Annotated in this window: 12 protein-coding genes; all 12 read right to left on the bottom strand. The window is 41.2% G+C overall.

Features of this window, described 5'->3' with window-relative positions; all coding sequences use genetic code 11:
• Positions 1 to 13: 13 nt before the first annotated feature.
• Positions 14 to 2,008 (bottom strand): Stk1 family PASTA domain-containing Ser/Thr kinase, encoded by a 1,995-nt coding sequence (gene pknB / locus ACLIJJ_RS08540; RefSeq protein ID WP_233314439.1) that lies wholly within the window; start codon positions 2,006 to 2,008, stop codon positions 14 to 16.
• Positions 2,005 to 2,763 (bottom strand): Stp1/IreP family PP2C-type Ser/Thr phosphatase, encoded by a 759-nt coding sequence (locus ACLIJJ_RS08535; protein WP_282581425.1) that lies wholly within the window; start codon positions 2,761 to 2,763, stop codon positions 2,005 to 2,007. Before ACLIJJ_RS08535 ends, pknB begins: the two co-directional genes overlap by 4 nt.
• Positions 2,764 to 2,769: 6 nt before the next feature.
• Positions 2,770 to 3,861, bottom strand: coding sequence for a dual-specificity RNA methyltransferase RlmN (gene rlmN, locus ACLIJJ_RS08530; protein WP_233314440.1), 1,092 nt, complete (start codon positions 3,859 to 3,861; stop codon positions 2,770 to 2,772).
• A 1-nt stretch (position 3,862) separates the two neighbouring features.
• The gene (gene rsmB / locus ACLIJJ_RS08525; RefSeq protein WP_237941171.1) at positions 3,863 to 5,215 is read right to left on the bottom strand and encodes a 16S rRNA (cytosine(967)-C(5))-methyltransferase RsmB; all 1,353 of its coding nucleotides are present in this window, start codon (positions 5,213 to 5,215) and stop codon (positions 3,863 to 3,865) included.
• Positions 5,205 to 6,161 (bottom strand): methionyl-tRNA formyltransferase, encoded by a 957-nt coding sequence (gene fmt, locus ACLIJJ_RS08520; RefSeq protein WP_411410757.1) that lies wholly within the window; start codon positions 6,159 to 6,161, stop codon positions 5,205 to 5,207. Before fmt ends, rsmB begins: the two co-directional genes overlap by 11 nt.
• Complete coding sequence (gene def / locus ACLIJJ_RS08515; protein WP_233314443.1) at positions 6,161 to 6,643, bottom strand: peptide deformylase; 483 nt, start codon at positions 6,641 to 6,643, stop codon at positions 6,161 to 6,163. The genes fmt and def overlap by 1 nt, the downstream gene beginning before the upstream one ends.
• A gap of 57 nt (positions 6,644 to 6,700) precedes the next feature.
• Positions 6,701 to 9,115, bottom strand: coding sequence for a primosomal protein N' (priA, locus tag ACLIJJ_RS08510; RefSeq protein WP_251644593.1), 2,415 nt, complete (start codon positions 9,113 to 9,115; stop codon positions 6,701 to 6,703).
• Between the two features lies 1 nt (position 9,116).
• Positions 9,117 to 10,319, bottom strand: coding sequence for a bifunctional phosphopantothenoylcysteine decarboxylase/phosphopantothenate--cysteine ligase CoaBC (coaBC, locus tag ACLIJJ_RS08505; RefSeq protein ID WP_233314445.1), 1,203 nt, complete (start codon positions 10,317 to 10,319; stop codon positions 9,117 to 9,119).
• Between the two features lie 180 nt (positions 10,320 to 10,499).
• Entirely contained in the window at positions 10,500 to 10,712 is a 213-nt protein-coding gene (gene rpoZ / locus ACLIJJ_RS08500; RefSeq protein WP_233314446.1) for a DNA-directed RNA polymerase subunit omega, read from the bottom strand.
• A gap of 3 nt (positions 10,713 to 10,715) precedes the next feature.
• A complete protein-coding gene (gene gmk / locus ACLIJJ_RS08495) occupies positions 10,716 to 11,330 on the bottom strand; it encodes a guanylate kinase (RefSeq protein ID WP_233314447.1) in 615 nt (204 codons plus the stop codon).
• A 9-nt stretch (positions 11,331 to 11,339) separates the two neighbouring features.
• The gene (remA, locus tag ACLIJJ_RS08490; protein ID WP_101576563.1) at positions 11,340 to 11,603 is read right to left on the bottom strand and encodes an extracellular matrix/biofilm regulator RemA; all 264 of its coding nucleotides are present in this window, start codon (positions 11,601 to 11,603) and stop codon (positions 11,340 to 11,342) included.
• A 59-nt stretch (positions 11,604 to 11,662) separates the two neighbouring features.
• Positions 11,663 to 12,538, bottom strand: a complete 876-nt coding sequence (locus ACLIJJ_RS08485; RefSeq protein WP_411410756.1) for a YicC/YloC family endoribonuclease — start codon at positions 12,536 to 12,538, stop codon at positions 11,663 to 11,665.
• Between the last annotated feature and the right edge of the window lie 118 nt (positions 12,539 to 12,656).

Genomic DNA, 12,656 nt, shown 5'->3' with positions numbered 1-12,656 from the left:
ATTATAACGCTCCTTAACCTGGATATGGCACTTCTTCATCAATGATGACACTTTGATCACGAAACACGCGATAGTAGCCCTTTCCGCCTTCTGGAATTCTTAGTGTAATTGTCTTTTTTGTCGTTTCCGTTATAGAAAAGGTATCTATTGGCTCTGTCATATTATTTTCCAAATCGCCAATATATATTTTTACTTCTTGCGCTTTCGGCTGTCCGTCTTCTGTCATTTCAGTCGGTTCAAATGGTATCGTGATTTCCTGTGTTACTTCTTTAGGGGGCACTTCTTCCTTACCCTTTGAAAGCACAACAGAAACTTGTGCGCTAATCCGCACATTTGTACCCGCTGCCGGTGTTTGAGAAATGACTTTTCCTTCATCGACGGTGTCGCTGTATTCCTCCGTGAAGGTCACCGCTAAATCTTGTTCATCAATATAATCATTGACTTCTTTTTTTGTATAACCAGCCAAATCTGTCAGTTTAATAAACTGTGCTCCTTTGCTGATCGTAAATTCTAACTCAGCATCTTCCGGAACGACTTCGTCTCCTTTTTCAAAATCTTGTTCAAGGATAGTTCCAGAAGGCTGTGATTCATCGAATTCCTCCACTTTGCTGATGTTCTTAAAGCCCTGCTTTTCCAACAGCTTCACAACATCTTCATATTCCCTGCCGACGTAATCATCCAGTTCATACTTCTCTTTCCCTAAGCTTTCATAAAGGGTGATTGATGCACCTTGTTTCGCATTATTGCCTGCTTTCGGTGCTGTACGGATTATAGAACCTGCATCCACTTCTTCATCATTTAGTGTCTTGATTTCTCCGATTTTAAAACCAGCTGCTTCGAGTTCTGATATTGCTTCATCTTTTGTCGAACCTGCAACATCAGGGACCGCAACTTCCTCAGGAATGTAAATGGCCGGAAAAAGTGTGATTGTCAGTATGGCGAGAATAACTAAAACCAAAAATGTAGAAACTAACGCAATCGTCAGCTTTTTCCCTTTCTTTTTCGGCTTTTTTTGCTTTTTCTCTTTGCCTGCCTTCTCCTTCGGTTCTTCCTTTGCATGCTTTTCTTCCTTCGCATGTACAATTGTTTCGTCTAAGTTAGGAAAGCTGCGGTCATCGGTAATAATCGGAATAGCTTTCGTTGCTTCATCATCCACCGGGACATGAAATTTCGGTTCATTTATCCGTTCCGGGTCAAGTGCTGTCCGCAAATCCTCTTGCATTTCTTCCATGCTGCTGTAGCGGTGGAATGGATCTTTTGCAGTTGCTTTTAAGACAATGTTCTCCACACTTTGCGGAACCTCACTGTTCCATCTCCTGACACTCGGCGTTTCTGACTGGAGATGCTTCAAGGCGATGGAAACTGCTGATTCGCCTGAAAACGGCAGTCTTCCTGTCAGCAGCTCAAACATGACTATCCCCAGTGAATATATATCCGACTTTTTATTGGCCATCCCGCCTCGCGCCTGTTCTGGTGATAAATAATGGACAGATCCGAGTACCGAGTTTGTCTGCGTAATGCTCGTTGCACTCAATGCCATCGCTATGCCAAAATCTGTGATTTTAACATTGCCATGGTTATCAATTAAAATATTATGGGGCTTTATATCCCTGTGGACAATATTGTTTTGATGGGCATGAGAAATTCCGGATGTCAGCTGTCTCATGATATCTAATGCTGTTTCAATAGGCACGGGAGAATGTTTTTGTATGTATTGTTTTAAGGTGTCTCCTGCCACATATTCCATGACAATGTAATAGATGTTTCCTTCTTCGCCGACATCATAAATATTGACGATATTCGGATGAGCCAAACTGGTGGCCGATTGTGCTTCTCTGTGAAAACGACGGATAAATTCTTCATCATTGACGAAATCCAGACGCAGCATTTTCACTGCAACATCACGGTCAAGAATCATATCATGGGCAAGATAAACATTGGCCATTCCCCCGCCGCCGATCATATCAATTATCTTATAGCGACCACTTATCCTTTTGCCTATCATCATCTTGCTTCACCTGCTTTATTACCGTCAAAAAATTCAAGGATAATGACTGTTATATTATCTTCGCCGCCATTTTTATTGGCTGTTTCAATTAAATACTCAGCCTTTCGTTCTAAAGTTTCTGGAGCTCCAAGCACTTCCTTAATCTCCTCGTCTCCCACTTTATTAGATAAGCCGTCCGAACAAATGAAAATAACATCTCCCTGTTCAAAAACAATCGTAATCACGTCTATGTCAAGCTGCTCATCTGTGCCTAGCGCCCGCAGCACAACATTTTTTCGCGGATGATGCTCAGCATCCTCCTTCGTGATCTGTCCCATCCTTACTAGCTCATTCACAAGGGAATGGTCCTCTGTAAGCTGCTTAAAGCCGTCCTCGTTATAAAGATAACAGCGGCTGTCGCCGACATGGGCAATCGTAGAAAAACTGTCTGTACTGATAACAGCTATAATCGTTGTCCCCATCCCATCACATTCCGGGTTTTCTTGGGCATAACGCAAAACAATCTTGTTGACTTCAAGAATATGCGATTTTAACCAGTTTTCAGCTGCATCTGCTGTTATGATTGCTTCCGCATTCTCCCAAAAGTTAGCTAGATTTTCAACAGTTAAACGGCTTGCAACATCACCAGCACGGTGGCCGCCCATACCATCGGCTACGATGGCAAGGCGCTGTCCGGCTTTGTTGAAGCAAATCGCTCCACTATCTTCATTATGCTGTCTGACTTTCCCTTTATCTGTCATGAATATTTGACTCAAAAGTTATCACCTCGTCTCTTCTTGTCTCTCCTTCGCGCGAAGCTGGCCGCAAGCAGCATCAATGTCTGAACCTTGTTCTCTGCGGATTGTTACATTTACACCACGGTCTTTTAACGTTTTCTCAAACAAGAAAATTTGATCTCTTGGTGTGCGAACATAATCGCGTTCTGGAACATAGTTAACAGGTATTAGATTCACGTGGCATTTAACCCCTTTTACAAGTTTAGCCAATTCTTCCGCATGTTCTACCTGGTCATTAACATTTCCAAATAAACCATACTCAAAGCTTACTCTTCGTCCTGTTTTATTAATATAATAACGGATAGCATCCATTAATTCAGGAAGCTTATACGCTCTGTTGATTGGCATAAGTCTGCTTCTAATTTCCGTATTTGGAGCATGCAGAGAAACGGCAAAGTTGATTTGCATGTTCTGGTCGGCAAATTCATAGATCTTCGGAATGATACCACTTGTCGAAACCGTGATATGTCTAGCACCGATATTTAATGCTTTATCATGGTTAATGATTTTTAAGAAGCTGAGCATGCTGTTGAAGTTATCAAAAGGCTCACCAATTCCCATGATTACGACAGAGCTTACACGCTCATCCAATTTATCAAGGGCTTGCTGTACTTTTACGACTTGAGCAACAATTTCTCCTGCTTCTAGGTTTCTTTTTAATCCACCAAGGGTAGAAGCACAGAATGTACAGCCGATACGGCAGCCGACTTGTGTCGTTACACATACAGAATTACCATAATCATGTCTCATTAAAACTGTTTCAATGGAATATCCATCATGAAGTTCAAATAAAAATTTAATAGTACCATCACTTGATGTTTGTTCAATAATCGTTTTTAATGTTGTAATTGTGAAATTCTCTTCTAAAAGCAAACGGAGATTTTTCGACAAGTTAGACATATCTTCAAAGGAAGTAACCCTTTTTTTATAAAGCCATTCAAAGATTTGTTCTGCTCTAAACGCTTTTTCATTATGCTCTTTTAACCATTCTCTCAACTCGTCCAATTGCAAAGAGTAGATGGATGGGATTGTCGGTTCTGCTGTTTGTTTTCTTCTTGATGATTTTACTTGTTCCATTTTATTGCACCTTCTTTCTTAATGCCGCAATATAAAAGCCATCAGAGCCAAAATATTGTGGTAATACCTGCAGTTCATGCCCATTTGCATATTTCTGAATAGATGCGGGCAATCGTTCCACTAAACTTGTATCTTTTTCAAATTGGTTATTTGTTTGCAAAAATTGTTCCAGCACTGCTTCATTCTCCGCTTTATCAACAGTACAAGTGCTGTAAACCATTGTACCGCCCTTTTTTAACAATGGAGATAATGATTCAAGGAGCTGAAGCTGTATCGTATGAAGACGGCTGACATCCTCTTCTTTTTTTGCGTATTTAATATCAGGCTTTCTCCTCATTACCCCAAAACCGGAGCAAGGGGCGTCAAGCAGAATTCTGTCAAAGGATTCTTTCTCCAATACTTCAGGCAAACGACGGCTGTCCATCGCTTTTGTGTTAATATTATCCAAATGAAGTCTTTGGGCATTTTGCTGAATAAGTTTCACTTTATGCTCATGCAAATCAACAGATAGCACATTGCCACCATTTTGAAGCTTTTCAGCTATATGAGTTGATTTGCCTCCTGGTGCAGCACATGCATCCAGGACAGTTTCGTCTCCATCCACATTAAGAGCATAGGCAACAATCATAGAACTCTCGTCCTGAATTGTCAACAAGCCTTGCTTAAAGCAGTCAGAATTAGCGAGATTGCCTTTTAGTCCTTGGATGCCTTCAGGAATAATGTCGCTTGCTGCAACTTGATAGCCTTCCTCCTCTAACATACGCAAACATTCACCGACTGTTGTTTTGGTTGTATTGACCCGTGCTGTCTGCACAGGAGCAGTTAAGTTAATTTCGCACATTTTTTTTGTGTCTTCAAAACCAAGCTGATCTATCCAGCGTTTAACAAGCCACAAAGGATGACTCATCTCAATGGAAAGCCTTTCGGCTGGATCCTTAATGGAATCAAAGGCAGGAAGCCCTTTTCTTTGGATATTGCGAAGAACACCATTTACAAGACCTGCTATTCCTTTATGACCTTTTCTTTTTGCAATCTCAACTGCCTCATTGATAGCAGCATGATCTGGAATACGATCCAGAAATACGAGCTGATATAAAGTCATTTGCAAAAGTGTAATGACCCAGCTTTCCATCTTTTTCTTGTTTGTCAAAAAGGTATCCAAGTAAAAGTCCAAGGTCATTTTCCGCTGCAGTGTGCCGTAGACGATTTCTGTCAAAAGCCCGATATCCTTTTGCGGTATTTCATTTTTTTTAATGCTGCTGTTCAACAGCAGGTTGCTGTATGCCTGGTTGCTGTTAATGCTCTCTAAAATTTCGAGTGCTGCTTCCCTGACGTTTTTCTTTTTAGTTTTCATTGATAACTCCTAATATTTCCTTGACAGCAAGCTTCGCACCTGCACCACGCAGGAAAACGTCAGCTGTCATTTTTTTCTTGCCTGCTGGCTGAAGTTCTGTAATCTTTATGAACGAACCGCTGCCAGTTGCTACGATTAGACCGTCTTCCCCAATGCTTACAATCGTGCCTGGAAGAGCATCTGTCTGTCTAGCTATTTTTTTTGCTCCCCATATCTTCATCGGCTTACTTTCGTATTCTGTAAAGGCAACAGGCCACGGATTCATGCCGCGAATTTTATTGTATATCTGCTCTCCTGATGACGACCAGTCGATTCTTTCATCAGATCTTTTTATATTTGGTGCAAATGTCGCCTTCTCGTCATCTTGAGGAATCGGTGTTAATTCACCGGCAATCAGCTTAGGTAAGGTGCTGGACAGGAGCTCACTGCCTGTTTCACTTAGTTTATCATGCAATGTACCAACTGTATCTTCTTCCTCAATCGGCACTTCTGCAACAGTCAGGATGTCTCCCGCATCTAGTTTTTCCGCCATGTACATGATGGTAATACCAGTTTTCTCTTTCCCTTGAATAATGCTGTAATGGATTGGCGCTCCGCCTCTAAGTTCAGGCAACAGAGACGCATGGACATTAATACAGCCCAGTTTCGGAGCATCAAGAAGCTCTTTCGGCAAAATTTGACCGAAAGCAGCAGTCACAATTAAATCAGGATTCAAAGCGATTATTTGCGCTAATTCTTCAGATTGACGTATTTTCTCTGGCTGGTAAACAGGTATACCGTGCTTTAATGCTTCAACTTTTACTGGTGGAGGAGTAAGCACTTTTTTTCTGCCAACAGGGCGATCAGGCTGTGTGACAACGGCAATAACTTCATAACCGTCCCCAATGATGCGCTGCAAAACCGGCACGGAAAAGTCAGGCGTTCCCATAAATACTATTTTCGTCATCAGCTCTCCACTCCTTCAAGTTCATCTTCTTCTAAATATCTAGATACTTTGGAAGTAAATAACACTCCGTCCAAATGATCCATCTCATGTAAAATGGCTCTTGCCAAAAAGTCCTCTGCTTCAATCGTAAACCATTTCCCTCTGCGATTTTGTGCTTGGACTTTAATGGAGTATGGTCTGCTTACTTCACCGAAAAGGCCTGGAAAGCTCAAGCAGCCTTCTGGTCCAGTTTGTTCACCGTCTGCAGACAGCAGCACAGGATTAATAAGTTCAATCGTTCCAGAACCATCGTCAATATCAACAACTGCAATGCGTTTTCCTATGCCAATTTGCGGAGCTGCTAGCCCAACACCGTCAAATTCTAGCATTGTATCATACATATCATTTAGTAATTTTGCTAACTTTTTGTCAAAAACTGTTACTTCCGTACACGGCTGTTCTAAAACCGGATCAGGAGACAGCACTATTTTTCTTACAGACACTGCTTTTCCTCCAATAACTTTTATATCTAAAAATACTTTTTTATTTTAATAATGCTATCACATTAGTATATAAGGATTAACATCTATCGAAATTTGTAAACCATTTGTGCTCATTTCACCTTGATAGTGATCTAAAATCGACTTCAATACCTCTTTCAGGTTTGGTTCCTGTTTGTATTTTATCAGACACTGATACCGATATCTATTTTTTATTCTGGAAATAGGGGAAGCAACTGGTCCTAATACGACCGTCTTAGGAGAAAGCTTATGTCGCACGACTTTCGTAATTTGTTCCGTTACGGCGACTGTTTTCATCAGTTCCTCATGGCTGACAGTTATTAGTGTTATATAATAGTAAGGAGGATAGGAGTGGTTTCTTCTTATCATCATCTCACTCTGATAAAAGCTGTCATAATCTTGCTGGCTTGCCAATTCAATACTGTAATGGTCCGGTGTGTATGTCTGAAAGATTACTTCCCCTGCCAATTCATGCCTGCCAGCCCGCCCGCTGACCTGGGTTAGAAGCTGGAATGTCTTTTCTGAAGATCGAAAATCAGGCAAATGCAGCATCGTGTCTGCTGAAAGCACTCCAACTAACGTGATTTTCGGAAAATCCAGCCCTTTGGCAATCATCTGTGTTCCTAACAATATGTCTGCATTGCCCTCTTGAAACTCTCTTAAAAGCTTCTCGTGTGAACCTTTGCGACTTGTTGTATCAACATCCATGCGAATAACTCTTGCTTCTGGCAGCACTTTAACGAGCTCTTCCTCAACTTTTTGCGTTCCTGTGCCGAAATAGCGAATATGCTCGCTGTTGCACTCAGGACATTGAAGCGGCGTCTGGTCTTCATAACCACAGTAATGGCATTTCATCTGATTAGAAAAGCGATGATAAGTTAAGCTGATATCACAATGAGGACATTTTACCACATAACCACAATCACGACACATGACAAACGAAGAATGACCCCGTTTATTCAGGAACAATACAGTCTGTTCCTGTTTTTCAATGCGCACTTTAAGCTTTTCTAACAGCACCCGTGAAAACATGGAGCGGTTTCCTTCTTTAAGCTCTTCCCGCATATCGACAATTTCAACTTGCGGCAGCGGTCTGTTATTCATTCTGCTCGGAAGGGACAATTGGGTGTAGACACCCTTTTGCGCTCGGGCGAAGCTCTCCAGTGACGGTGTAGCACTGCCAAGAACAACAGGACAGCCATGACGTTTTCCTCTTTCAATCGCTGCATCTCTTGCATGATATCTTGGGTTTTCTTCTTGCTTATACGTCATCTCATGTTCCTCATCGATGATGATAATTCCAAGATTCTCAAACGGAGCGAATATCGCGGATCTGGCACCTACTACTACCTTCACTTCTTTACGTTGGATTTTTCTCCACTCATCATACTTTTCTCCGACAGATAATCCGCTGTGGAGGACCGCTACCTGGTCGCCGAACCGTCCTTTAAAACGATTAACCATTTGCGGAGTTAAAGCAATTTCTGGAACGAGAACAATGGCTTCTTCTCCTTTTTCAAGGACATTTTGAATGGACTGCAGATAAACCTCTGTTTTGCCGCTTCCTGTAACGCCATACAGCAAAAACACTTCATGCTTATCATTCCTAATGGATGAATGGATTGGCTCGATTGCTTTTGCCTGCTCGGCTGTTAAGGTAAGTGGCTCTGTTTTGGCAAATTGCCTTTGCTCATAGGGATCACGGTAGATTTCCATGTTTTTTTCAGCTAAGACTTGCTTCTCCACAAGGCCTTTTACTGCAGAACTTGAAATTTGTAATCTTTCAAGCAATTGCTTTTGTTCAATCGGATCTCTGTTTTCAATAAAAAACTCGACCACTTGCTTTTGTTTACTTGCTTGCTTAGACAAAGAATCTGCATATCTTTGCATTTCATCTGCACTCATCAGTGGAATGATATGCTTTGTTTTTTTCTGCTTTCCCCTTGATTGGACTTTATATTGAACTTCCACAATACTGTCTTTAACAAGCTTCTGAATCGCAGGAATGGAAACATGCTTTATCGCTTCCTCCCAAAGCACTGTCTCTTCGTTTTTAAAAAGCTGTCTTAGTCCTTCAGACAGCAAAAGTTCCCTGTCTTCCTTTATAAGTTTAAGGCTTCGTTCGTATTTCGCTTTTAATGCAGGTGGCAGCATTACCTGATAGGCAGAGATTTTATAGCATAATGTTGTTTTGGAAAGCCAGTCCCCAAGCAATAGCAGCTCTTCATTTAACACTGGAACAACATCCATCGGTTCAATCACTTTTTTCAGTGACTTAAAGGATGATGTCTCTTCTATGGATTCAACAAATCCCTGCACCTTTCTCGGTCCAAACGGCACAATCACCCGCATTCCTGGCTGAATGACTTCTTCCAAGTGCTCTGGTATTAAATAGTCAAACGGCCTGTCCGTTTGCTTTGCAGGCACGTCCACAATTACCTTTGCAACACTCATTTTAAATCTCTTCCTTTATTTTATAAGCTTGCTCGAGAATCTTTTTTGCGACCTCATCCTTTGTCATAAGAGGCAGCTCATCCTTTTCGCCATTGCGTTTATAGATGGTCACTAGATTTGTATCTGTGCCAAACCCCGCTCCTGCAGCAGTTATATTGTTGGCTACAATCATGTCAGCATTTTTCCGGTTGAGCTTTTCACGGGCATATTCATCAACGCTCTGTGTTTCAGCAGCAAAGCCGACCAGCACTTGATTGGTTTTTCGTTTTCCCAGCTCCAGCAAAATGTCCTTTGTTCTCGTAAACTCGATCATTTCTGTGCCGTCTTTCTTTTTAACTTTATGCTCATGTGCCAAGACAGGCTTATAGTCGCTGACTGCAGCAGTTTTCACAATAATATCGGCATGATTGCTGTTTTCCATAACTCGCTCGTACATTTCCTCCGCACTTTCGACAGGAAATACTTCCGCTTCTTTAGGAGGTGTCAAATGAGTAGGTCCTGTAACAAGAATTACTTTTGCTCCCATTTTGATTGCCTGCTTCGCTATACTGTAACCCATCTTTCCAGTTGAATGGTTAGAAACAAACCGCACTGGGTCAATTTTTTCCCGTGTAGGTCCTGCTGTTACCAAAACCGTTTGCCCCTCGAGCAGCTTCTTTTCCCCTTGAAAATGAGCCTCCATATGCTCAATGATTTTTTCCGGCTCTTCTAATCTGCCTTTTCCAACATAGCCGCATGCTAAATAGCCTTCTCCTGGATTAATGAAACGGTACCCGTAATCATACAATACTGCTATATTTTTTTGCACAGCTGGATGATCATACATATGCACATTCATTGCTGGAGCAATCCACACCTCAGCGGTTGCCGCTAACAGTGTTGTGGAAATCATGTTATCAGCAATTCCGTTCGCCAACTTCCCAATGATATTAGCGGTTGCCGGTCCGACTAAAATCAAATCAGCCCAATCTGCAAGGTCAATATGCGCGATGACTTTTGGATCTTTTTCATCAAAAGTATCTGTGAACACCTCGTTTTTCGAAAGCGCCTTAAATGTGAGCGGGGACACAAATTGCATAGCCGATTCAGACATGATTACTTTGACTTCTGCACCTTTTTGGGTAAGCTTGCTAGTCAACGCACACATCTTATAGACAGCGATACCCCCTGTCACACATAATAGAATCTTTTTACCTTGTAACAATTTGCATCCACTTCTTTCTCTTCTTTAGTACTTCTTATTATGCAAGAAATTAAAAGATTTTTCACCTGAGGTAACTCGTGAGTTTACAAACTTTGTCCACTCCATGAAAAAAGACTGATCTGATGAAAGATCCAGTCTTTTTTTGTTGATATTCACTCTTCTAAACGTGAATCTAATAGATCATTCTGTTTCAGCTGGGTCGTTTACACGGTATGTCAGCTGATCATGATTGATTTCCTCTAGCGCTTTTCCTACGTTTTTGTGTGAAATATATTTATCCAATTGCGGTTTTGCGTTTAATTGAAGCTTTCTTGCTCTTTTAGCAGCAACAGACACTAATGAATATTTTGAATCAATTTTAGTTAATAAAGAATCAATAGATGGATTTAGCATAGATTAGTTAGCCTCCAGCATTTTTTTATATTTTGGTTCTACTCTTTCTCTTCTGCAATGCTCTGCAACAATAATTGCTTTTATTTTTTCACATGCATTTTCAACTGTATCATTTTCAACTACATAGTCATACAAGTGCATCATTTCAATTTCTTCTCTTGCCACATTCATACGGTTATTAATGATTTCTTCTGTTTCTGTACCTCTTGTCACAATGCGGTTTTTCAACTCGGACAAACTCGGCGGGCTTAAGAATATAAACAAGCCATCAGGAAATTTCTCCCTTACTTGCCTTGCACCTTCCACTTCTATTTCAAGGAAAACATCTTTCCCTCTGTCTGTTGTCTCTCTGACATAGTCGACAGGCGTGCCGTAATAATTGCCGACAAACTCAGCATATTCCAGCAGCTTCCCTTGCTCGATTAAATCTTCAAATTCTTCTCTAGTCTTAAAGAAATAATCAGTTCCATCCACTTCACCAGTACGCGGAAGCCTTGTTGTCATGGAAATGGAATATTCAAAAGAAGTATTTTCCTGAGAGAAAATCTCCTTGCGGACCGTTCCTTTACCTACTCCGGAAGGTCCTGACAAAACAATCAAAAGCCCTTTATCTACCAAATCTTTCTCCTACCCTTCATCCAAAATTTCATCACGGTCATTTAATCGATGTGCAACTGTTTCAGGCTGAACAGCCGACAGGATAACATGATCGCTATCCATCACAATTACGGCTCTTGTTCTCCGGCCATATGTTGCATCAATAAGTGAGCCTCGATCTCTAGCATCTTGAATAATTCGCTTAATTGGAGCTGATTCAGGACTTACGATCGAAATGATCCGGTTTGCAGAAACAATATTACCGAAACCAATGTTAATTAGCTTGATGGACATAATTCTACCCCAATCATATTGTATTATTTTTGACGAGTTAGACTTAATCTAAACGTTCCTTATTCAATGTTTTGGACTTGCTCCTTTATTTTCTCTAAGAGACTTTTCAGCTCCACTACAACAGAGGCTATATCTGCCGCATTGCCTTTTGCGCCGACGGTATTCGCTTCCCTGTTCATCTCTTGTAAAAGAAAATCAAGCTTTCTGCCAACAGGTCCAGTTTCCTCTATTATAGAAGTAAATTGGTGAATATGGCTATACATGCGCACCAATTCTTCATAAATATCGGCTTTGTCAGCAAATATTGCAACTTCTGTCAAAAGCCTGCTCTCATCAAAAAGACCATTTGTATAGCTTTCCAGCTTTTCCTTGAGCCTCTCCCGGTAGCTTTCAACCACTTTTGGCGCAAGTTCCTTCAACTGGTCTGTGACTTGGCGGACGTTTTCGAGCAATATGCTTATGCTGGCCTTTGACAACCGTCCTTCCGCTTGTCTCATTACAGACAAATGCTGTGCAGCTTCACCTGCAGCATCCAATAGGAGCGGCTCCAGTACTGCAGCATTAATGGAATTGTCCAATGTTTTAAAGCAATCTTTGTTTTGCAACAGCTCATGAATCGACACCGCTTGGCTGATGCCATACCTGGCTTTCATTTCTTCAAGTACTCGGTAATACTCATCAAGCAATTGCCAATCAACGACCATCTTTTGATTTTTGGCATTATCGCCTTCAATCGTGATGAATATTTCTGCTCTTCCTCTATGTATATAAGCTGCTATTGTCTTTTTCACTGCATCTTCCAATAGTATATATTGTTTCGGCATACGGACAGTCTGTTCACAGAAGCGGTGATTAACAGTCTTAATTTCGACAGTTATGGTAATGCCCTCACCGTTTCGGGAACCTAGCCCATAGCCCGTCATGCTTTTCACCATATATCAACACATCCAAATGTTTTGGCATTTCGCTTTGCTGCTGCCATTTAATCACTTGCTCATTAAGAGATATCCACATAAAAAAAACAAAAGGCATAGAGTTATCTCTAGTACCTTT

Source organism: Niallia laureatilytica, assembly GCF_046613985.1.
Classification (GTDB): Bacteria; Bacillota; Bacilli; order Bacillales; family Cytobacillaceae; genus Niallia.
Note: the sequence above shows the minus strand (reverse complement) of the source record. Positions and strands in the feature narration are given on the sequence as shown.